This is a genomic window from Advenella alkanexedens, from assembly GCF_019132845.1.
Taxonomy (GTDB): Bacteria; Pseudomonadota; Gammaproteobacteria; order Burkholderiales; family Burkholderiaceae_B; genus Advenella; species Advenella alkanexedens.
Genome location: NZ_JAHSPR010000005.1, coordinates 264833 through 288789 on the forward strand (window position 1 = coordinate 264833; position 23957 = coordinate 288789).

The 23957-nt window shown below is 50.1% G+C and carries 18 protein-coding genes; 8 read left to right on the forward strand and 10 right to left on the reverse strand.

The window, feature by feature from the left end; translation table 11 throughout:
• Positions 1-24 precede the first annotated feature (24 nt).
• The 4 genes from KU392_RS08840 to KU392_RS08855 form a co-directional block, all read right to left on the reverse strand.
• Complete coding sequence (locus KU392_RS08840; protein ID WP_217735103.1) at positions 25-2103, reverse strand: PhoX family protein; 2079 nt, start codon at positions 2101-2103, stop codon at positions 25-27.
• 107 nt (positions 2104-2210) lie between these two features.
• Entirely contained in the window at positions 2211-3176 is a 966-nt protein-coding gene (locus KU392_RS08845; protein WP_169294387.1) for a LysR substrate-binding domain-containing protein, read from the reverse strand.
• Positions 3177-3306: 130 nt separating this feature from the next.
• A complete protein-coding gene (gene recG, locus KU392_RS08850; protein ID WP_246587389.1) occupies positions 3307-5328 on the reverse strand; it encodes an ATP-dependent DNA helicase RecG in 2022 nt (673 codons plus the stop codon).
• A gap of 73 nt (positions 5329-5401) precedes the next feature.
• Positions 5402-5788, reverse strand: coding sequence for a Rid family detoxifying hydrolase (locus KU392_RS08855; protein WP_169294385.1), 387 nt, complete (start codon positions 5786-5788; stop codon positions 5402-5404).
• A gap of 227 nt (positions 5789-6015) precedes the next feature.
• Here KU392_RS08855 and KU392_RS08860 point away from each other — a divergent pair, with 227 nt between their 5' ends.
• From KU392_RS08860 to KU392_RS08870, 3 genes are all read left to right on the forward strand, one after another.
• Positions 6016-7011 carry a Fe(3+) ABC transporter substrate-binding protein gene (locus KU392_RS08860; protein ID WP_246587390.1) on the forward strand — a complete coding sequence of 332 codons (996 nt, stop codon included), beginning with the start codon at positions 6016-6018 and terminating at the stop codon, positions 7009-7011.
• Between the two features lie 67 nt (positions 7012-7078).
• Entirely contained in the window at positions 7079-8749 is a 1671-nt protein-coding gene (locus KU392_RS08865; RefSeq protein ID WP_169294383.1) for an ABC transporter permease, read from the forward strand.
• A gap of 4 nt (positions 8750-8753) precedes the next feature.
• Positions 8754-9524, forward strand: coding sequence for an ABC transporter ATP-binding protein (locus KU392_RS08870; protein WP_169294382.1), 771 nt, complete (start codon positions 8754-8756; stop codon positions 9522-9524).
• 9 nt (positions 9525-9533) lie between these two features.
• Here the strand turns inward: KU392_RS08870 and ntrC are convergent, their stop codons facing one another.
• From ntrC to rph, 6 genes are all read right to left on the reverse strand, one after another.
• A complete protein-coding gene (ntrC, locus tag KU392_RS08875) occupies positions 9534-11141 on the reverse strand; it encodes a nitrogen regulation protein NR(I) (RefSeq protein WP_169294381.1) in 1608 nt (535 codons plus the stop codon).
• Positions 11138-12229, reverse strand: coding sequence for a nitrogen regulation protein NR(II) (gene glnL, locus KU392_RS08880; protein WP_217735105.1), 1092 nt, complete (start codon positions 12227-12229; stop codon positions 11138-11140). Before glnL ends, ntrC begins: the two co-directional genes overlap by 4 nt.
• A gap of 37 nt (positions 12230-12266) precedes the next feature.
• Positions 12267-13679, reverse strand: a complete 1413-nt coding sequence (gene glnA, locus KU392_RS08885) for a type I glutamate--ammonia ligase (RefSeq protein ID WP_169294379.1) — start codon at positions 13677-13679, stop codon at positions 12267-12269.
• 189 nt (positions 13680-13868) lie between these two features.
• Positions 13869-15038, reverse strand: a complete 1170-nt coding sequence (hemW, locus tag KU392_RS08890; RefSeq protein ID WP_246587403.1) for a radical SAM family heme chaperone HemW — start codon at positions 15036-15038, stop codon at positions 13869-13871.
• A gap of 66 nt (positions 15039-15104) precedes the next feature.
• Positions 15105-15710 (reverse strand): RdgB/HAM1 family non-canonical purine NTP pyrophosphatase, encoded by a 606-nt coding sequence (gene rdgB / locus KU392_RS08895; protein ID WP_287811607.1) that lies wholly within the window; start codon positions 15708-15710, stop codon positions 15105-15107.
• A gap of 35 nt (positions 15711-15745) precedes the next feature.
• Positions 15746-16492 (reverse strand): ribonuclease PH, encoded by a 747-nt coding sequence (gene rph / locus KU392_RS08900; RefSeq protein WP_169294376.1) that lies wholly within the window; start codon positions 16490-16492, stop codon positions 15746-15748.
• Between the two features lie 133 nt (positions 16493-16625).
• Here rph and KU392_RS08905 point away from each other — a divergent pair, with 133 nt between their 5' ends.
• From KU392_RS08905 to KU392_RS08925, 5 genes are all read left to right on the forward strand, one after another.
• Entirely contained in the window at positions 16626-17534 is a 909-nt protein-coding gene (locus KU392_RS08905; protein WP_217735106.1) for a YicC/YloC family endoribonuclease, read from the forward strand.
• 230 nt (positions 17535-17764) lie between these two features.
• Complete coding sequence (locus KU392_RS08910; protein ID WP_169294374.1) at positions 17765-18847, forward strand: porin; 1083 nt, start codon at positions 17765-17767, stop codon at positions 18845-18847.
• 83 nt (positions 18848-18930) lie between these two features.
• Positions 18931-21855, forward strand: coding sequence for a xanthine dehydrogenase family protein molybdopterin-binding subunit (locus tag KU392_RS08915; RefSeq protein ID WP_217735107.1), 2925 nt, complete (start codon positions 18931-18933; stop codon positions 21853-21855).
• Positions 21852-22397 carry a (2Fe-2S)-binding protein gene (locus tag KU392_RS08920; RefSeq protein ID WP_169294372.1) on the forward strand — a complete coding sequence of 182 codons (546 nt, stop codon included), beginning with the start codon at positions 21852-21854 and terminating at the stop codon, positions 22395-22397. Before KU392_RS08915 ends, KU392_RS08920 begins: the two co-directional genes overlap by 4 nt.
• 9 nt (positions 22398-22406) lie before the next feature.
• Positions 22407-23702: a cytochrome c gene (locus tag KU392_RS08925; RefSeq protein ID WP_217735108.1), complete on the forward strand. Its 1296-nt coding sequence runs from the start codon at positions 22407-22409 to the stop codon at positions 23700-23702.
• The last annotated feature ends 255 nt before the right edge of the window (positions 23703-23957 follow it).

The window sequence follows — 23957 nt, forward strand, 5'->3', positions numbered from 1 at the left end:
TGTCAGAAACGGAAACTTGAAACGTCAAGCACCTACAACGCCACCATCTTCACGCCAGATCACAACAGTTGCGGCACGAGGACGGCCACCGCCACCTTCTTTGTCCTCATTGTCATCCATAGGCCACTTGGAAAATGCCAGTGGATCCTCCTGAGGCGTCACCTTTGGTGCCCGTGGATGTTTGCCGTACTCACCAGGGTGCTGTATGTTAACAAAAACAGTTTTGTAATCAGGTGTCCAGGTAATACCGGTCACTTCGCTGCCTGAAGGTCCCACCAGGAAACGACGGATTTCACCTTTACCCGTTTCTGTTTCAGGGATGGCAACCAGCATCTGGTTGTTTCCATTACCGGCAAAGTTGCCCGCATCGGAAAAGTTGCCGTCTGTCTGGATCCACAAACGGCCATCCTTGTCAAAAGCCAGTCCATCGGGGCTATTAAACAGATTCTTGGCTGACACGTTTTGCGTACCGGCCATTAAGTTACCCGGCTCTTTGTGCACCTCAGGGTTGCCAGCCAATACAAACACGTCCCAATCAAATTCACTGGCAGCTGCATCCTTGCCTGACTCATTCCAGCGAACAATCTGGCCATACGGATTTTTTGCACGCGGATTGGCATCGTCAATACCTGGATGTTTCAGGCCATTGGTTCCTTTGCGCTCTTTGTCACTGCCGCGATCCGAGTTATTGGTTAAGGTAACGTACACTGCCTGGGTATGAGGATTAACGGCAATCCACTCGGGGCGATCCATTGGGGTTGCACCCACGGCATCTGCGGCAAGGCGGGTTTTAACCAGCAACTCGCCCTGATCCTTGAACAGCTCTCCCAATTTTTTGCCATCCAGGCCTACCGTATCAAGGGTTAAGGGAATCCATTTGCCTTTTCCTTTCAGGTCACCCACCTGTTCGCCATCAGTAAACCGGGCAACATACAAAGTGCCATTATCCAGCAAAGAACGGTTGGCGGCTTTGTTGGCCGGGTCAAACTTGCCGTCAGAGACAAATTTATAAATATATTCACTGCGCTGGTCATCGCCCATATAAACTACAACACGCTTGTCGGCAGCCAAGGTCATGGCGGCGTTTTCATGTTTGAAGTGACCCAGGGCAGTCAGTTTGCGCGGCTTTGATTGCGGATCAAAAGGATCAATTTCAACGATCCAGCCGTGACGCATCCATTCGTTGGGCTCTTCAGCCACATCAAAGCGTTTGTCATGAGTCTCCCAGCGATAGCTCTCGTCTGACGCTTTGGTTGTAACGCCATAACGCTGCATCAGGGTATTGCTTTCAACACCTTCTTTCAGGCTACCAAAGTAATCGGTAACGTTTTCCTCACAGGTAAGATAGGTATCCCACAAGGTATAACCGTTACCACAGTTGCCAAAAGTACCAAACACCACTGTACCGCTTGGGTCCGCGTTGGTTTTCAACAAATCATGGCCGGCAGCGGGCCCTGTAAGAACCATTTCCGTATCAAGGGCATTAATGCTGCGGTTAAAGTTGGAGTCAAGGACTGTTTTCCAGTTCTGCCCATCATAACGAATATGTTTTACGCTAACACCTTGTGCCCGCTGTGATTTTTTAACCCAGTCCTCATTCCAGTTTTCACCGGCAACGCGAACATTGGCAGGAAAAAAATAGTCTGGGTTGATGTATTCGTGATTGGTAACTAAAAGACCTTCGGTGTTGCTGCCATCAATGGGAAAATAATGCATGCCATCATGATTGTCACCCGTTTGCATGGCTTGTGCAGCAGAATCATCAGTGGCATCGCCCTTCCATTTTGGGGAATTGGCAAATAAAGGGTCACCCCAGCGATTAATAACCGCATAACGGTAACCTTCCGGAACCACGATTTTATCACCTGTGCTTGCAGCAACGGCCTTGAAACTCATGGAGGGAACTGCAGCGGCTGAACCCGGGACCGAAGGCTGCGCGCTGGCAGCAGTCGTCTTAAGGGAAAGTCCAAAAAACGCCATGGTACTGGCACCCGCACTGGCTTTTAAAAAACCACGGCGGGCCTGCTGTTTTCCTAATATCTCATTAAATGATTCAACTTTGCTGTTGTTACTTGGAATATCGTCACGATCCAGATCGCTCATCGGGTAAATCCTTTATTGACAAGTTACATAAAAATATGTCACTAGCTTAATAAAGAACTATGTCAGGCATTTGACAAACCCGGCAATCGTTGACAAAACTGTATTAATTATGCTGAAAATTCAGACAATTTCTGTGTTTTTTCATCGGGCAACATGGTGACGCCCGGCAAATCACAAGAAAAAACAGCCTTTGCCAGGGCTTCAATCGCTGCTGCCCGTGTAAAACTTTTACGCCATGCCAGCACAATACGACGATTGGGAACCGGTTTTTTGATGGGAATATATTTAACCAGGTCTTTTTCCGTTACCGGTTGACTGATTACGGCACTAATGGGCAATAAGGTAATCCCAAGGCCAGCGGCCACCATATGCCGGATGGTTTCCAGCGATGAACCTTCAAAAGAGCGCTGTATCCCATCATCTGCCGCAGAAAAGCGGGACATTTCAGGACAAACCTCAAGAACCTGATCACGAAAACAATGACCAGACCCGAGCAAAAGCATGGTTTCCTGTTTAAGGTCATCGGTCGCCAGTGCTTTTTCATTGGCCCATTTATGGTTGGCAGGTACCGCAACGACAAAATCCTCATCATACAAGGGTTTCATTTCAAGCCCGGCATCGGGTAGCGGCAATGCCATAATGGCACAATCGAGTTCTCCCTGGCGTAACAGTTCCAGCAGGCGAACTGTGAAGTTTTCCTGAAGAATAAGTGGCATTTGTGGTGTTTGCCGGATTTGCAAAGGAATAAGCCTGGGCAAAAGATAAGGGCCAATGGTATGAATAATGCCCACTTTAAGCGGACCCGCCAAAGGATCATGACCCTGTCTGGCAATTTCTTTTAAATTGGCGCTTTCCTCGAGCACTTTTTGTGCCTGGGAAATAATACGCATGCCAATTGGCGTAATCCCCACCTCACTGCCACCACGCTCGAAAATGGTAACGCCCAGTTCCTCTTCCAGCTTTTTAATGGCTACCGAAAGAGTAGGCTGACTTACGAAACATGCTTCAGCAGCACGTCCAAAATGTCGCTCTCTTGCAACCGCAATGATGTATTTCAGTTCAGTAAGTGTCACGCGCAGATCCCTGGTAATAGATTTTGACTATTATTTTATCAAATAAAAACTATCGGCAACGTCATAAAACTGAAACCCTCCAAAACCAAATACTAAAATTCCATAAATCAATGCAATAAGCGCTTATCTATTAGGTTCTAATATAATCTTCTTTTCCTCGCATCCAGCGATGAAGGTGACGGGCCACGGCATCCGGGTAGTTTTCACGCAATTCCCTGGCTGCCTCCCTGGCTTTTTCCACAATCAGGTAATCGGCCTCTATATCGGCAAATCGCATCAGGGCCAATCCCGACTGCTTCACCCCCAGAAACTCGCCCGGGCCTCTTTGTTCAAGATCGCGCCGGGCAATTTCAAACCCATCGGTCGTTTCATACATGGCTTTAAGTCGCTGCGCGGCAACCTTGGATAAGGGCTGTTGATATAACAATACACAAACGGAATTGGCCTGGCCTCTTCCCACCCTGCCCCGTAACTGATGCAACTGGGCCAAACCGAAACGCTCGGCATGCTCAATAATCATTAAAGATGCGTTGGGCACATCCACACCCACTTCAATAACTGTGGTGGCCACCAACAGATCAAGATCGTGTCGGACAAAATCTCCCATCACCTTGGCTTTTTCCTGGGTATTCAACCTGCCATGCAGCAGACCACTGCGCACATCAGTCAACTCTTCCTGCAAACGAGCATGCGTGTCTACCGCCGTTTGCAACTGCAACACCTCACTTTCTTCAACCAGGGGGCAAACCCAATATACCTGCCGGCCTTTTTTAACTTCATGCCTGACATGCGCAAGCAATTCATCCCGCCGGTTATCGGAAAACAGCTTGGTAATGACCGGCGTACGACCAGGGGGAAGTTCGTCAATCACCGACACTTCAAGATCGGCCAGAAAAGTCATGGCCAATGAGCGCGGAATGGGTGTTGCACTCATATTAAGTTGATGAGGCACCATATATTGGTTTTGCAGCAAGTGCTCACCTTTGCGACTTAAGCTTAAGCGCTGGCCAACCCCGAAACGGTGCTGTTCATCGACAATCATCAAACCCAGAAGCTGAAAATCAACATTCTTCTGGATTAAGGCCTGGGTTCCAATGACCAGTCGCGCTTTGCCATTGGCAATACTATCAACCGCTTCCTGCTTGGCTTTGGCTCGCAAACTGCCACTTAACCAGGCCACTTCAATACCCAGCGGATCGAACCACTTTTTCATCTTGATGAAATGCTGTTCAGCCAGGATCTCGGTCGGTGCCATAATCGCCACCTGAAAACCGTTTTCCAGTGCGGTGGCCGCCGCCATGGCCGCCACAACTGTTTTCCCACTACCCACATCCCCCTGCAGCAAGCGATGCATGGGATAAGCCTGCTGCAAATCATGATTGATTTCATCAATGACTTTTTTTTGGGCAGCCGTTAATGAAAACTCAAGCCCTGCCAGCAGGCTGGCCGCCAGTTTGCCCGGCTTAAGCGACATGGGAAAGGATTTTTTCTGTTGTCTGGCCGCCCTTGCCGCAGCCAGCGCCAGTTGCTGGGCCAGGAGCTCATCAAACTTGATTCTCAACCAGGCCGGATGCAATTTTTGGGTTAAGGACTCGGGATCGGTACCGACAGCCGGATGATGCAACGCCTGAATGGCCTGCGCAAAATCGGGCAATTGATATTTTTGTTGGATAACCTCGGGCAAAGTGTCGTCAAGAACGGTTCGTGACAACGCTGCCAGAACCGCCTTCCTGATACTGGGCTGGGCCAATCCTTCGGTAGTGGGATAAACCGGTGTGAGGGTTTTTGGCAAGGCTTCACCGGCCTTGCTTATTTTGGGATGAATTAATTCAAAGCCCCACATGCTACTGCCGCGTACTTCACCGCGAATACGGATAAGCCCGCCTTTTTCAAGCATTTTTTGCTGGCTTGGATAGAAGTGTATCCAACGCAGGGAGATTTGCCCGGTATCATCCTTGAACGTGGCCAGCAGTTGTTTTCTGGGCTTGAAAATCACTTCGGAATGGGTTACCACTCCTTCAAGCTGCACGCTCATGCCGGGATAAATCTGGCTTATTTTATGTATTGCGGTTTCATCTTCATAGCGCAATGGCAAATGAAGGACAAAATCAAAATCATACTCCAGGCCCAATGACTTGAATTTCTTATCCAATAGTCCGGGCCTGGATGATTGGGAAACTACGTTTGCAGGCACCTTGACAACTTACCCATTCTGAAAAGCGGGATTACACAATAATAATGGCTTCAACTTCAAATTGGGCATTTTTTGGCAAGGCACTGACCTCTACCGTAGAGCGGGCAGGAAAAGGCTGTGGAATAAGTTCGGACATAACTGAATTGACAATACCGAAATTACGGATGTCGGTCACAAACAGGGTGAGTTTGACAATACTGTTCAGGGAGCCACCCGCTGCATGAATGATGGCAGTCATATTGGCAAAGGCCTGTCTGACCTGCTCTTCGCAATTTTCAGACACCAGATCACCTGTTGCCGGATCCAGGCCGATTTGACCTGATAAATAAACCGTGCTGCCAACCGGAACAACAACCGCTTGGGAATATGGGCCAATCGCGGCAGGTGCTTTATCTGTTTGAATAATTTGCTTACTCATGTAAACCCCTTTCTTTTATTAAACCAATGACTTATTTCTTACTTAAAACAGGTACCAATAAATAATACTGTAAATATATCAGCAAGGATAGAAATTATTTACTTTAAAAAAAATTGAATGTATGGTTTAATTTTTAGCCAATCTATTTAATAATCATTCTCATTAATATTCAGGGATTATCTCTTATGATTTCCAGAAAAAACCTAGTGAAAAAAAGCTTATTCACAATGAGCGCACTGACAGTCAGCCTGTCAGCCTTTGCCTCCGGTGAAGTCAATCTCTATACCACCCGTGAACCCCGGCTCATTCAACCTCTTCTGGAAGCCTTTGAAAAGGATACAGGCATTAAAACCAACACGGTTTTCATCAAGGATGGATTGCCCGAACGCATCAAGTCTGAAGGCGAGCGTTCACCTGCCGATGTCCTGATGACCGTAGACATTGGAAAGCTGCTGGATGTCGTAGACCAGGATCTGGTGCAGCCGGTCGATTCCAAAACACTCAAAGAAATCATCCCTGAAAACCTGCGAGCCGCTGATGACAGATGGTTTGCCTTTTCATTACGTGACCGGGTTCTTTATGCCGCCAAAGAGCTGGATCTGGACACCTTCACCTATGAGGACCTGGCTGATCCAAAATGGAAAAACAGAGTCTGCATTCGCTCTGGTCAACATCCTTACAACACCAGCCTGATTGCCGCCATGATTGCCCATAACGGCCCTGAAAAAACAGAAGAATGGCTTAAAGGCGTAAAAAACAACCTGGCCCGCAAAGCTGCTGGCGGTGATCGTGAAGTCGCCCGTGACATTCTGGGTGGCATTTGTGATATTGGCATTGGTAACGCCTACTATGTCGGACGCATGAAAAACGCCGAACCCGGCAGTGAGCAATACCAATGGGGTGAGGCCATCAAAGTTATTCGTCCTACTTTTGCAAATCCTGAAGGCAGCGGCACTCACGTGAACATTACCGGTGCAGCGATTGCCAAACACTCACCCAACCATGACAATGCAGTCAAACTGCTCGAATACCTGGTTTCCGACCAGGCGCAGCAACTTTACTCAAAAACCAACTACGAATATCCCATCCGCGAAGGGGTTGAAATGGATCCGGTCATGACAGCGATTGGTGAACTCAAGGTAGACAGCCTTCCAGTCACTGAAATTGCCAAATTCCGCAAGCAGGCCAGCGAACTCGTTGATAAAGTAGGTTTTGACAACTAAACCCATAACTGTTTTACAATAAGGGCGATGCGTTGCATACGTATCGCCCTTTACTATTATTTAAAGCATGTCAGAAAACACCCTGCAACAACCGCCCTTAAAAAAAACACAATCAATCAATGCTTCGACCTATCTTGCTCTTGGTGTTGCTTTCTGTGTGCTTGCTCCCGTGCTAACCCTCTTATGGCATGCCTTTTCCGGTGACTTCCAGCACTGGAGCGGTCTGCTGCAAAACGTGATCCCCAACTCACTGGGTAACACGCTGGTTCTGCTGGCAGGTGTTGCCTTCATGGTAGCCTGCCTGGGCACCGGCAGTGCCTGGCTGACCACCGCGTACCAGTTCCCTACCCGCAATATACTCATGTGGGCGCTGCTGCTGCCACTGGCGGTTCCTACCTACATCATGGCGTTTGCCTACCTGGATGTAATGCATCCGCTGGGGCCCATACAATCTGTTATTCGCGATCTGCTGGGTTATACCTCGCCACGCCAATTCCGGCTGCCAGACATCCGCTCCATGGGGGGAGCCATTATTTTGCTTGGCTTTGTACTGTACCCCTATGTCTATTTAAGTACCCGCGTCATGTTCATGACGCAGGCGGCCAACCTGATAGAAGCGGCCAGAACACTGGGATGCAGCCGTCGCGAAGCTTTCTTCAGGGTGGTCATTCCGATGGCACGTCCGGCCATTGCCGTGGGCATCAGCCTGGCGCTGCTTGAGACCCTGAATGATATCGGTGCTTCCGAGTTTCTAGGGATACAAACCCTGACTGTTTCAGTCTACACTACCTGGATATCGCGCTCCAATCTTGCCGGGGCCGCGCAAATTGCCATTTTCATGCTAATTGTGGTCACCACATTAATATGGCTGGAACGTCATGGCCGCCAGCGTCAGCGCTATGCAAACACACAACGCATGCACCCTATCCAGCCGCAAAAACTGCGAGGCATCCAGGCACTTATCGCCATGGCATTAGGTTGGTTTCCCGTCATTTGCGGTTTCATCATACCTGCCATTTATCTGGTTGCGGAAAGCGTAGAGCGCCTGGAAGCGACAGGAACCGTCTCCAACGACCTGATCAGAGGCACCATCAATACCATTACCGTGGCCGCTATCGCCACCTTTATTACCGTAGTCTGTGGTCTGTTAATTGCATGGGTGGTAAGAAACCCCCGCTTTAAAATGGGCAAATTCATTGTGCGTGCCAGCAGCCTGGGTTACGCCATTCCCGGCACAGTGCTGGCCATTGGCCTGCTTACTCCTTACGCCTTAATAGATACCTTCATTTCAGACAGCCTGTCATTTTTGTTTCAGTTACCCCCCCAACTCTATATCATGGGCAGCATGAGCGGCATTATTATTGCCTATGTCATCCGCTTTCTGGCCATTTCCGTTGGCGGCATAGAAGCCGGTCTTTCACGCATTCCTCCCTCCCTGGAAAATGCTTCCCGCATACTGGGACAGACATCACGGCAAACCTTCTTTAAAATTCATCTTCCCCTGCTAAAGCCTGCCATTGGTGCCGCTTCCTTGCTTATTTTTGTCGATGCCATGAAAGAGCTTTCCGCCACCTTGCTGCTGCGCCCGCTGAATTTTGAAACGCTTTCTACCTGGCTTTATGCTGAGGCTGCCAGGGGCACCTATGAGGAAGGGGCTATTGCCGCACTCATTATCGTTCTGGCAGGTCTGTTGCCAGTGATCATACTGGCCAAATCACAAACAAAATCCAACTATTAACCCTATGAATCAGCTTCTCGAACTGGATAAGATCAAACTGGCCTATCCACAACAAAAACAGTTAAAGGTCGTTGTTGAAAATTTTTCCCTTTCCCTGCAGGAAGGCGAGATTGGTTGCCTGCTGGGGCCTTCCGGCTGCGGAAAAACCACAGTCTTGAGATCGATTGCCGGCTTTGAACCGGTTTATGCAGGTGAAATAAAACTGGCTAATGTGGTGTTATCCGCCCCTGGCAAGATGGTAGAGCCGGAAAATCGCCATATCGGCATGATGTTCCAGGACTATGCCTTATTTCCGCATTTAACCATTGAACAAAACATTGCTTTTGGCCTGAAGAAAAAAGACAAGGCTTACATTAAAAGCCGCACGGCCGAAATGCTCAGCCTGATCAATCTGGCTGATACCCGCAAACGTTACCCACACGAACTGTCTGGCGGGCAGCAACAGCGGGTAGCGCTGGCGCGTGCGATTGCGCCCTCCCCAAAAATCCTCTTGCTTGATGAACCATTCTCAAACCTGGATACCGACAGCCGTGAAAAACTGGCCTTTGAGGTGCGGGAAATTCTTAAGGAAAACAAGCTGAGTGCCATCCTGGTTACCCATAATCAAGCCGAAGCCTTTGCGATTGCAGATAAAATCGGCATCATGAGCCATGGCAAACTGCTTCAATGGTCCAGTCCCAACGAGATCATGCATAACCCGAACAGCAAGGAAGTCAGTGACTTCATTCGCCGGGACAGCCTGTCCGCCTTGCGTGAGCAGGCTTTCATGCGCTAGCGCATACGATTATTCGTCAGCAAAACCCAGCAATTTCAGCTTGCGTGTAACCGTATTACGACCAATGCCCAATCGTGTGGCGGCCTCAGAGCGATGTCCTCTGCAATAGGCAAGCGTGGTACTCAACACCTTCTTTTCGAACTCGGTAGTCAGATTATCCATAATGCCCGAGGTGCCGAGCATGAGCTGTCTAAGCACTTCTTTTTCCAAAAGCATCAACCAGCCTTCGCTGCCCTGCTCGGACACAGATGAAGCCATGGTTGGCGTATTGTCTGCGAAACGCTGTGATTCAGCGTATTGTAACTGAGCCTCAGACTCACTCATGAAAGACTGATTGACCGGCTGCGCTGCTTGAGATGCGGAAGCGGGTACAGATGAAAAGCTTATATCTTCCGCCACATTGGATTGTCCCGCACCGGCATCAGCAGGTAAATAATGAGTCAGACTGCTTAACAGCTCTGGCGGCAAATCCGACTTTCCAATGACATTGGCCGGTGACATGACGGTTAGCCAATGACAGAAATTCTCCAATTGCCTGACATTGCCCGGAAAATCAAAATCCTGCAACACCTGCATGGCATCCGGACTAAGACGTTTGGTTGCAACCCCCAAGCCTGCAGCAGAAAGCTGCAGGAAATGCCTGACCAGACGAGGAATATCTTCTTTTCGTTCACGTAAAGGCGGTACCCTTAATCGAATAACGTTCAGTCGATGAAACAAATCCTCACGAAAACTGCCTTGTGCCACTCTGGTTTCCAACGGCTGATGAGTCGCGGCAATAATTCGCACATCCACATTAACGGGCTGGGTACCACCAATCCGGTAAAAACTGCCCTCGGCCAGCACCCGCAACAAACGGGTTTGCAAATCCAAAGGCATGTCCCCGATCTCATCTAAAAACAGGGTGCCTCCATTGGCTTCTTCAAACCGCCCCTTACGCAAATGACTGGCGCCGGTAAAAGCCCCCCGTTCATGACCAAACAATTCCGCTTCCAGTAAATCCTTGGGGATCGCAGCGGCATTCAGTGCCACAAAGGGCTTATTGACACGCGCCCCATGCTTATGCAAGGCCCGTGCAATCAACTCTTTACCTGTCCCGGATTCGCCAGTAATCAGAACCGTCACTTTGGATGGTGCCAGCCTGCCAATGGCCCGAAAAATATCCTGCATCGCGCGTGACGATGACTTGCTCATCATCTTATCGACAGAATCATTGTCAATGCTTGAGATAGCCGTATCGGCACCAGCCGTGTTCTGGCTTTGTTCGAGAGCCCTTGTAATGAGGGCCAAGGCCTCATTAAGGTCAAAAGGCTTGACCAGATAATCAAAAGCCCCCTCCTGAAATGCAATCACCGTGCTATCCAGATCGGTAAACGCCGTCATGACAATCACGTTAAGATCGGGGTACTGCATCTTGACCTGCCGCAGCAACTCAAGGCCCGAAATATCAGGCATCCGGATATCTGTTACCAGCACATCGGGGCGTTCGGCCTGTAAAGCCTGCCACAGATCACCCACCCGCTCAAAACAACGGGGCTGCATGCCTGCTTTTTGCAAGGCCTTGTCCAATACCCAACGAATGGCCTGATCGTCATCAATGACCCAAATTTTTTTCATGTGACATCCAATGGTAGCAATATCCTGAATTCTGTTCTGCCCGGCACCGAATCAAACTCGATAAGTCCACCATGCTGGCGAACATACTCTTGTGCCAGGCTAAGTCCCAGTCCTGTTCCATCCGGCCGGCCGGTTACCAGGGGATGAAAAACACGATCATGCAATGCTTCCGGTACGCCCGCACCATTATCAATCACAGACACCACCACAACCAGACGATGCATTTTATTCAACAATAAATGCCTGTTAAGGACACGGGTTCTTAACGTAATACGTGGACTGTCTTTAATATTGCTCGACAATAGGGACTGAGCGGCATTTTTACCAATATTGAGATAGGCCTGAAGCAACTTGGCCATATCCGCATTCATGTCAGGAACCGACGCATCGTAATCACGTGCAATCGTGATCTGGTCACGATACTCGGCTTTCAGCAAGGCGTGCACACGCTCACAAACCTCATGAATATTAATCAGGGATAGGTTCAGGTTAGTTTGCCCTGGCCTGATCAAGCGATCAACCAGTTCCTGCAAACGATCCGCCTCGGCAATAATGACCCGTGTGTACTCCTGCAAGGCAGGATCAGACAATTCCATTTCAAGCAGTTGTGCGGCCCCTCTTAGCCCTCCCAGCGGGTTTTTGACTTCGTGACCCAGATTACGGAAAGTTTCCTGATGAATTTCAAGCTCTTTAATCAGGCGTTCATTACGCTCGGCCAGTGTGTGCTGTTCAATTTCACGCACCTCGAGAATCACACTCCAGGCCTGCTGTTCAAGTCGTTGCATGGTCGCACTCACCAGCAATTTTTCCTGACCCAGGTTTTGGATAATGCACCCCATCAAGCCAAATGAGCTGAACTCCTCATGTAAAATGGCTTCAAAGGCATGTTCAAATGCACGAACATCCTCAAACAGGTTCTTGACAGCCATACCCTCCAAAGATCGGCTTGAACGCTTTAACAGATGTTGACCGGCATTATTTACCCACCGAATCAGACCATCCTGGTCTAACATGAAAACAGTAGTCGCCAGCAGATCAAGCGCCTTGCAATCCTGAAGGGTGACAGGAAAAGATCCGTTTTTGTTCATCAACTTCTCCTGTCATGGCCTGTTTACTATCGTTGAATTACAGCGAATAATACAAATCATACTCAACAGGGTGCGTAGTCATGCGCAAACGAGTCACTTCCTGCATTTTCAATTCCAGATAGGCATCCAGCATTTCATTGCTGAACACTCCACCCCGTGTCAGGAACTCACGATCTGCATCCAGGGCTTCCAAAGCTTCTTCCAGTGACGCGGCCACGGTTGGAATTTTTTTATCCTCTTCCGGTGGCAGATCGTACAGGTTTTTATCTGCAGGATCACCAGGGTGGATCTTGTTTTGAACACCGTCCAGGCCTGCCATCATCAGGGCAGAAAACGCCAGGTAAGGATTGGCCAAAGGATCGGGGAAACGGGCCTCTACACGACGGGCTTTGGGATTGCCCACATAAGGAATACGGATGGAAGCCGAACGGTTACGTGCGGAGTATGCCAGTTTGACCGGTGCCTCGAAGTGAGGAACCAGACGTTTGTACGAGTTGGTGCCTGGATTGGTAATCGCATTCAAAGCACGTGCATGCTTGATGATACCGCCAATGTAGTACAGGGCAAACTCGGACAGACCTGCGTAACCATTACCGGCAAACAGGTTTTGACCATCTTTCCAGATAGACTGGTGAACGTGCATGCCAGAACCGTTATCACCTACGACTGGTTTGGGCATGAAGGTTGCGGTTTTACCATAAACGTGGGCAACGTTATGAACGGTATATTTAAGGATCTGGTTCCAGTCGGCACGCTCTACCAGGGTGCTGAATTTAGTACCAATTTCAAGCTGACCGGCACCGGCCACTTCATGGTGATGGATTTCCACCGGCACACCTTGCTGCTCCAGCAAAAGACACATTTCAGAACGCATGTCAGCAAAAGAATCCACGGGTGAAACAGGCACATAACCGCCTTTAACGCGAGGACGATGACCATGATTGCCCTGCTCGGAATCTTCACTGCGAGACCAGTAAGCCTCGTCAGATTTGATTTTGTATGAACAGCCGGACATGTCATCAGACCAGGTAATGCCATCAAACACGAAAAATTCAGGTTCCGGACCAAAATAAGCGGTATCGCCCAAGCCACTGGCTTTCAGATAGGCTTCGGCGCGTTTGGCCAGGGAGCGGGGATCACGATCATAGCCTTTCAGATCGGAAGGCTCAACCACATCACAAGTCAGAATCAGGGTGGGTTCTTCACGGAACGGATCAAGACGGGCTGTATTGGCATCGGGAATCAGCAGCATATCAGAGGCTTCAATTCCTTTCCAGCCGGCAATGGAAGAACCATCAAAGGCCTGGCCTGACTCAAACTTGTCTTCATCAACCATTTTGGAAGGAACAGTCATGTGATGTTCTTTACCAAGCGTATCGGTAAAACGAAAATCAACAAAAGTGACTTCACGTTCACTCATCAACTTCAGAATATCTTGTGGGGTTGTCATGTTTTCTCCAGGAAAAGCGTAATAGCAAGCCATTCAGGCCGTTCGATATAAGTAAAGCAATAATCATGCCAACTATTTTTGCACGAAAATCTGTCACTACGGTCATGATTGCTGCATTTTGGTGCGGCAATCATGAATTATTTTGCACCCGATTGGTGCGCTTAAAATAAAACGCGCCAGTATGGTGCATTATAAAAACAAACCTTGTAAATCATTCAGAAAACGCCAGCCAAGCGGTGACGCCTTGATGCGCATGGGATCGGCATCTAACAGACCCTTTTTAAGTGCCTCTTCCAGCGGTCGGCTAATACCTGCCAAAGAAAGACTGGTGCGCTCTTCGTAACGGGATACGGGCACCCCCTCTTTCAATCGAAGTGCATTAAGCATGAATTCAAATGGCAAATCACTGCTTTGCAGTTCACGTTCTTCAGCCAGATGAGAACCATCATGTAATACGGCCTTTTCCATCCAGGACTCGGGGTTACGTACTTTGGCAGTTCGCACAATACGATCATGAAAACTGAGCTTGCCATGCGCACCGGGACCAATGCCAATGTAATCGCCAAACTCCCAGTAATTCACATTATGTTTTGCCCTTGCACCGGGTCGCGCATAAGCCGAAACCTCGTACTGTTCCAACCCATGCAAAGCCGTCAGCTCTATCAGCATGTCCTGCAAGGCGGCACTGGTATCGTCATCGGGCAGATCGGAGGGTGGATACTTGGCAAAAACGGTATTAGGCTCCATGGTCAAGTGGTACAAAGACAAATGCTCGGTGCCAAAAGACAAGGCGGTTTCTATCTCCTTCTGACAAGACGCCAGCGTTTGACCTGGCAAAGCATACATCAAGTCAAGATTGATGCGACTCACCGCCTTTTGGGCCATTTCAATCGCTTCAATGGCCTGGCTGCTGTCATGAATACGCCCCAAAATGCCCAAAGCCCTATCATCAAAACTTTGTATGCCCAATGAAATGCGATTAATACCGGATTCTGCATACTGTTTGAAACGCAAAGCCTCTGCCGTGCCCGGATTGGCTTCCAGGGTGACTTCGGTATCGGGCCAGAGATTTAAATAATTGCGCAGCATGGCCATTAGGCGCTCCACCGCTTGCGCGGAAAGCAGGCTGGGCGTCCCTCCACCAATAAACACCGTATGAATTTGCCGCCCCCATATAAGCGGCAGGGTTTGTTCCAGATCGGCCGCCAAGGCGTTCAGATAACGCTCTTCGGGCAACTCGCCTTTTTGTGCATGGGAGTTGAAATCACAATACGGACATTTTTTTACGCACCAGGGTACATGGATATATAAAGACAGTGGCGGCAAGCCATGGGTAAATGAAACAGCCCGGTTGACCATTCCACCCACCTGTTTTTTGCTACGGGAAAGCGCTGGAAAAACAGGGATAATTTCTTTCATGATGGTTTAATTGGCCTGTAAATCGGCAAGCAGTTTTTTCAGGGCAATTGCCCGGTGACTTTGACGGTTCTTTACCTCGGGGGCGAGCTCGGCGGCGGTACAGCCCAATTCGGGCAAATAAAAATACGGATCGTAGCCAAAGCCATTGCTGCCTGCCGCCTGCATGGCAATTTCACCTTTCCAGACCCCTTGGGCAATAATGGGACATGGGTCAGCGGCGGACCTTACAAACACCAGCAAAGCGATATAGGCGGCAGAACGGTCGGTTTCATTTTCCAGTTGTTTTAACAAACGCAGATTATTGTTCTGGTCTGATTTTTCTTCACCGAACAAAGTGGCGTAACGCGCTGACAATACGCCTGGCGCGCCAGCCAGTGCATTAACGGTCAGACCGGAATCATCGGCAATCGCAGGCAGTCCGGTATACTTGCTGGCATGACGCGCCTTGGCCAGGGCATTTTCCACAAACGTGTCAAAAGGCTCTTCGGCCTCGGGCACAGCCAGCTCTCCCTGGGGAACCAGCTCTATGCCCAGAGGCTCGAACAATGCCTTGAACTCTTTCAGCTTACCCTGGTTATTGGAAGCCAGTACCACTTTTCCCTTGAAACTCACCACATTACGTCCTGATTGTTGTTACTTGATAATGATTAAACCGGCCATGCATCTTGTTGAACGCGCAACAAACCGGCAATTCCCTTTTCAGCCAGCATCAGCAGGCTATCCAGCTCCTGACGACTGAAAGGATGCCCTTCCGCGGTACCCTGAACCTCGACAAACTGGCCGCTACCCGTCATGACAACATTCATGTCGGCATCGCAGTTGGAGTCCTCTTCGTAATCAAGATCCAGAACCGGATAGCCCTTGTACATGCCTACGGAAATAGCCGCCACCCGGTCTTTAAGCGGGTTTTCGGTAATTTGCCCGGTTTTGAGCAGGTGTGAAACCGCATCAGCCAGGGCAATCCAGGCTCCGGTGATACTGGCACAACGGGTACCGCCATCAGCCTGGATCACGTCGCAATCAAGATGAATGGTGCGTTCTCCCAGTTTTTCAAGATCTATAATGGCACGCAGGCTGCGACCAATAAGACGCTGGATTTCCTGGGTGCGGCCACTTTGCTTGCCACGCGCCGCTTCGCGATCACTGCGAGTATGGGTAGACCGGGGTAACATGCCATATTCAGCCGTTACCCAACCTTTTCCCTGCCCCTTTAAAAAGGGCGGCACTTTGTCCAAGACGCTGGCATTGCACAACACATGCGTGTTACCCATCTTGATTAATACAGACCCTTCTGCATAAGGAGTGTAAGAACGCTCAACCTGCACTTTTCGCAAGCCATTGGGTTCTCTGTCTGAAGGTCGTTTGAAGTCTATTGTCAGATCATTGCCTGGCATGCTTTCACCTATGTAATTAACGTTGGTAACATTGTAGTATGAGGACATTGAAAAATGGAGTTTTCCTTATTTTCCGATGTGGATTAACATACCACAGCAACAAAATTCACCAACATATACTTTGGAAATATTTATGATTCAAAGCATGACTGCTTTTGGCAGCGCCCAGACCGAATCGGAATTGGGCACGATTACCGTCGAACTTAAAAGTGTTAACAGCCGCTATCTGGATTTGAATTTTCGCATTCCCGATGAATTGCGACAAACGGAAAACGGCCTGCGTGAACTGCTAACCGGTAAAATCAACCGTGGAAAACTGGAAGCCCGGGTTTCCTTCATAAAAAACCAGGATGCAGCTACGCTTTCAGTTGATCCCGCCCTGCTTCAGGCTATTGCCACCCTGCTGGCAGACGTGCGTGCCGTTATTCCCGACACCGAGGCCCCCAAACTGTCCGAACTGGTAAGCTGGCCCAGCCAGAAAGCCAAACCCGATTCCAACACCGAATGGCACAAACAGTGCCTGGAAACCGCCCGGCTGGCCATTGAAGAATTTATTACTGCGCGTAATCGCGAAGGTGAACGCCTTGCCAACGCCATGCGATCCTATGCCACAGCCATGACCGGGATTGTTGACACGGTTGAAGCCCTTTTGCCCGAAGTACATGCCGAGTACCGCACAAAACTGGCCACCAAACTGCAGGAAACCCTGGAGGCGGCCTGCCCCAATGGCTTGCAGCACCTGAGTGCAGAAGAACTGTCTGCCCGCATCGCCAGCGAATCGGCGCTATTTTCATTACGCATTGATGTGGAAGAAGAAATCACCCGCCTGCGTTCCCATATCAAAGAACTGCAATTGTTGCTGGATGGCAAAACCAACAGCAAACAAAGCACCGGCAAACGGCTGGATTTTTTGTTCCAGGAAATGAACCGGGAAGTGAATACCCTGGGCTCCAAGTCCAGCTCTTTGGAAATTACCCAGGCTGTGATAAACCTGAAGCTTTATGTAGAACAGCTGCGCGAACAGTCGCAGAATATTGAATAGGCCCGATCAGCGCCTGCATGCCCTGCCAAACCAAAACATCACCCCATAATTGGCAGGGTTAATATTCCTTCAAAATTCAACAGATATTCAATTTAACAAAAAATTGATACACTCTAACCGACTGCCTGATCGATACCGATTCTGGCTTTACAACAAAGACATCTCAATCATCAATCACAATTAAAACATCCATCAAAAAAAGGGGCTGGATTCGTAAGGGGGCTGAATTCGTGAAAAAGAAACTACTTGCCATGACACTCATCATGGGTGTTTCAGGTGTCGCACAGGCACAACTCTCCGTAACTCTATATGGAACTTTAGATAGTGGCTTCGGGTACAAATCCGTAAAGAACAAAAACACCGGCACCAGAGACAAACAAGACGGCATGTTTAGCGGTGTATGGTCCAGCAACTCCTGGGGAATGAAAGGCAGTGAGGATCTGGGGAATGGCCTGCACGCCACCTTCAAACTGGAAAGCGGCTTTAACCTGGAAAATGGTGAAGGCTCCAGCAATCATTTCTTCAAAACCACCACCCTGGGACTGAGCAGTGAAAAATGGGGCAGCCTGACGTTTGGCCGTATAGGCAATTCCGTACAGGGTTATGCCGGCTTTATAGCCGGCCCGGATGATGAAGAAGGCTTGTCCGACATCAGCAACACCTTCAGTGCAGCGGGTTCAAATAAAGCAAACAACACGATCGTTTACACCTCGCCCAATTTCAATGGCCTTGACTTCTCGATTGGCTATTCCTCCAATACGCAAGGCGAACAAAGCACGGATAGTGACGATGACATCAAACTGATAACCTCGGCACTGGGCTACAACAAAGGTCCCTTGTCGCTGGCCCTGGGTTACGACCGCCTGAAAGCGGATAGCTGGCAAAAACCCGTGCATTCCTGGATCGTGGCCGGCAGCTATGACTTTAATGTACTGACACTTGCCGTGGCAGTCGGCCAGGATATCAATGGTCGTCAGTCCGGGTTGGGTTCTTTTGCGACCTCACCGGATTTCAAATACTGGAATTCCGGCTATACCAAAAACTTCAAAACAACAGGTTTTACCATCAACGCAACCGTGCCTGTCAACGCTGCTTCCAGTGCAATCGTGGGCTGGAGCACATCGCGCGCCAGCAAGGCTTTCAACGATACGTATAACCTGGATAAACGACAGCAAAACATCTATAGCGCAGGCTATAGCTATAACCTGTCCAAACGTACGTCACTGTATGCACTGGGCGCCTATGTCACCGGTTTCTCATACCAAAACGTAAGTGGAAAACAAATCATGGTGGGTCTGGACCATAGTTTTTAATTTTCCAGCTGTCGGTTCAATATATTTTTCAGGGGTTGGCCCAAAAAAACAAACCGACCCCCAATCAAGATCAGGAGCAGGCTGTGTCGAGATCGAATCAAAATAGTTTTTCCCGTCGGGACTTTATCAAACTGGGCACAGCAGGAGGTATTACCCTTCTTCTGGGCCGTTTACCAACAGCCCAGGCGCTAGAGGTGAACTCTGGACCAAGCACGACCGAATGGATAGGTCGTAATGGCAAACCCAAATTCCGCTGGGACGCCATACGCAAAGTCACGGGTCAAAAAAACTTTTCATTTGACTACCGTTCATGGGATTTGCCGGGCTGGCCCAAAGAACAGGGCTATGCGTTTATGCTGAAAGCCAGCGATGCCGAACATCGTTTTGAAGGCATAGACCTTAGCGTACTGGGCGATACCCTGCAGCCCGACACCCTGTTAATGCAAAAAGATTTGGCCAGCAAGGGACTGGAAGCCCCCACCAGCATGGGCAGCGGTTTCTATGGCAAACATATTTTGCTGCCGGTTGGTGAAACGGCTCCCCTGCTGGGACATCCGGTTGCCATTTTATTTTACAAAGACTTTGACCGCTTTGAGCAAGCCAAACGCAAACTCAGCTTTGAGAAAAACGCCGTCAAATACGGAGAGTTCACCGGCCCCAAACCCCCAGCCAATTACGGTGCCGGCCGATTCGTTCGAATAGGAGGCAAAAGCCCCTACGATCCCCCATTGTTCGCCCCTTTCCAGAATGGTTCCATCAAGGGTGGCTTTCATGGCAATGAGGTGATATGGCCCCCCTTTGAACCCGATCCTGAACTGTTCATCCCCGAGGTCATTAAAAGAAAACGGGGTAGCGGTTTCGAGGACTCCCTTCATGCATCCACACTGGACCCAAGCATACCGGCCCAGGCCATGGATGCCGCCATGGTAATTGCCGATGAAATTGAAAAAGCTCGCAGCAATCCGGATAAAATCGTATTGGAACGTCATGGCTTTTCGCAATCCATCGATCCCTGTGCCATGGAGCCCGACAACTGTACCGCCTGGTATGATGCAAGCACCCGCAGCCTGCACATCATTACCGCCACGCAATCACCGGCAGGTGTGGCCAGTGCGGCAGCGGCCATGGTCAAAGACAATACCCAGGCGCCGGTTGAACGCATCATCCTGTTAACGGGTTCTACCGTGGGCTATGGTTCCAAAGACTATTCAGTCTTCCCGTACTACGCCATTGCCGCGTGCCTGTACAGCGCAGGCATGCCCGTTCGTGTCGCCAATAATCGCTATGAGCAATTCCAGCTTGGTATGAAACGCCATTCTTTCGACATGAACGTCACCATTACGGCAGACCGCAAGACCGGTAAGTTCGACATCCTGAAAGGCCTGTATACATGTAATGGTGGCGGTCGCGAAAACCTGTCAGTGGCCGTTTCACACGTTGGCGCACGCGGCGCACAGTCTATTTACTATTTCCCCAAATCCGACCTGGCAACGGTAGCCATGGCATCCCGGGCCGTTGAAGCTGGCTCCATGCGTGGTTTTGGCTCTTTGCAAACCATGAGCATTACCGAAATCATGGTGGATGAAATCGCCAATGAATTAAAGATTGACCCCATTGAACTGCGCCGCCGCAATGCCCTGCTTGAAGGCGTACAAAACACACAAGGTGGTGTACAGGCCGGAGACCCACGCCTTTTGGAAATGCTGGACCTGGCCGCCAAACATCCCTTATGGACCAACCGCGACAAAACCAAGGCTGAATTTGATGCTGCCAACCCCGGCAAGCGATATGGCGTGGGCTTTGCCCAGGTGCAACAAGTGTATGGTTCAAGCGGTGATCCCAGCATCCTGGTGCTGGAATTTGACAGCAATGGCAAATTAAGCATGCGCCATTGCGCCCAGGAAATCGGTACCGGTGCAACCACTGCACAACAAGTCATGGTGTGGCAGGCCTTGGGCAAGGCACCCGATGACGTTGAATTTGGGGTGACGGAATTTCCGGAGCTGCCACTCAAGAGTGCCTGGGCCGACCAAAAACTGCAGGACGAATTTTCTAAAAACGACCCTTACTGGGTGCCATCCATCATCCCTGACATGAGTTCATCGGCCAGTGTTTATTACATTGGCTTTGCAACACGCCAGGCGGCCCGCTTCTTGCTGGAATTCACTCTCTGGCCGGCAGCACGCGCCATCTGGAGCCAAGGTGCCGGTGGCGGACCCATTTCCAGTTTTAATGTAGAGTTTTCCGACCTGCGCATCGGACCCGATGGTCTGGGCGGTGGCGGCATGAAGCCCATCCCCTTCGAAGTGCTGGCCCGCAAAGCCCATGAAATGGGCCTGATCACCGGAGTGGCGGTGCATACTTTCAGCCGTTGGGAGTGGGCACGTGCCGAATTTGACATTCCGGGCGTGGGCGTACGTAATCTCCCCATCGATGCACTGGCATTACGCTATGGTGATGGTGCGCCCGAACCCCTGAAAAAACGCATGACAACAGCGGGCTATGACTTCATCAAACGCATCAGTGCCACTTACCCCCCCGCCAAACGCAGCAGCGCCGGACCCACCACCTATACACCCGCCGCCTGCCTGGTTGAACTCAATGTGAACACATTTGACGGTCGGGTGCAAATCATGCGCCACCATTCACTGATGGATCCGGGCACCATGATTGTGCCCGAGCTGGTATCGGGTCAATTACAAGGTGGAACCGCCATGGGCATCGGTCATGCCTTAATGGAAGAACTGCCGCTTTATGAGGACGGTCCCGGTAACGGCACCTGGAACTTCAACCGGTATACATTGCCACGCGCCAAAGATGTGGCAGTATGGACCCAAACAGCCGACTACCTGCCACCTTTATCGGAAACTTCGCCTCCCAAAGGTCTGGCCGAACTGGGCATGATTCCCATCGTTGCCGCCATCAGCAATGCCATTACACATGCCATTGACAAACGTTTTTACGAATTTCCCATTACCCCTGACAAAATCAAGGAAGCGCTGGTATGAGCTTAGAAAAACGCCCCCTCACGCTCACGATCAATGGCAAAAAAATCGGGCCGGTTGAGGTACCGCTGGATATGCCCATGATCGACTTTCTACATGAGTACTTAAACCTGACGGGCACCCGGTTTGGTTGCGGCCAAGGCGTATGTCATGCCTGCACGGTCATGGAGGTCCATCCCGATGGCGCTTTATCAGAAACCCGCACTTGTGTATTCAGCGCCCACTACTTCAATAATAAATCCATTACCACCATTGAAGGCCAGGCCAAATACGATCCGCAAGGCAATCTGGAATCCCTCAGCCCCGTACAGCAAGCCTTTATCGACCATTTTTCTTTCCAATGCGGTTACTGCGCGCCCGGTTTTGTAGCAGGTGCCACCGTATTTATAGAAGGCCTCAAACGCCAGCCCGTCAAGCGGGCCAATTTGGAAAGCGCCATCGAAGAGGCCTTAAACGAGCATATCTGTCGTTGTACAGGCTATGTACGCTACTACGAAGCCGTCAAGGAAGTTGCCCTGGCAACGCCCGGCTGCGTCAAGGACTAAGGAGACACCATGCTACGCAAAATCATTCTCGCCATGATTCTCATCGTGGCCGTTGTTTGCATCGCTATTTTGTTGGGGACGTTTCGCAGCACCAGCGTTGCACCAGGTGTGGACACACCGCTTAGCGCAGAAAAGATGCAACAATTGATTCCACGTGGCCGTGAGCTGGCGATGGCCGGTGACTGTTTCGGCTGCCACTCACAACCCGAAGGACCTAAAGCGGCAGGAGGCGTTGCCATTGACACACCTTTTGGCACATTGTATTCCACCAATATCACCCCCGACCCCATCCACGGGATAGGCAAATACACGCGTGCTGACTTCCATCGCGTTTTACGTGACGGTCTTGCCCCTGACAACCGCAATCTGTATCCGGCCATGCCTTATATTTTCACGCATATCACCACGCCTGAAGATATTGATGCCCTGTATGCCTACTTCATGAGCATCCCTCCCATCGCTGTGGCCAATAAAAGCAATAGCGGAGTATTCTCCTTGCCTGTTCGCCCTTTCATGAACTTCTGGAACTTGCTGAACTTCCCTGACCGGAGTGTACCCGAACACCCCGGACGCTCGGATCAATGGCTGCGTGGCGCCTATTTGGTACAAGGCGTCGGGCACTGCGCCAGCTGTCACACCCCGCAAAATTTCATGATGGGCGTTGACTTTTCCCGTGATTTCCAGGGCGGTGAAATTAACGGCTGGGCCATTCCCAACATCACGCCCAACGCCCTGGCCAAGCACGGCTTTGATGTACCGACGCTCACGCAGTATTTAAGTACCGGCATCGCGCCGCAAGGCACCTCATTTGCCGACATGCAGACGGTCACGCACTTTTCCACCAGCGCCATGGACATCAATGATGTTCAGGCTATTGCGGTTTACCTGCTTACCGGCCCTGATGGCAAAATAGTACCTGCATCTGCACCTCCCCAACCTTTGGCCCAGGCAGAGCACCCCACACCTGAAAGTGAGATGGCAATCGGTAAGCGCACCTATCTGGCAGCCTGCGCCGGCTGTCATGGCAGTAACGGTGAAGGCATTCCCAATGTGACCCCTGCCATGCACGGCAATGCCACGCTGGCCATGGAGTCGGCCCGGGATCTTATTCGCGTCGTCCTTAATGGCATTCCCACCCGGACTTTCACAGGCAACCAGCGCATGTATGCCATGCCACCGTTTGCACATGAACTGGATGATAAAGAAATTGCGGACTTGGCTACCTGGATGCGTGCCGAATGGGGTGGCCAGGCCACTGCTGTCAATGTAGAAGAGGTTCAGAAAATTTCACGCGCTGTTGACTGACACCGCACCCAACACTTGGGCAGTAAGCTGCCCTATCCGCAAAACCAACGTCGCCAGTGGTTGATATCCGCCACTGGCGACTTTTTTCTGCCATATACTTTTTGTTATGACAAGCAATAAGATTTCATTTCAAATTGAATCGCTACTCATTCATAATAGCGTTTGATAAAAATCAACTTACAACAACAGGCAGACATACTCCACCTCAAGACAGGCGTTCCAGCAAACCCGGATAGCTATAAAGCAACTTACAAA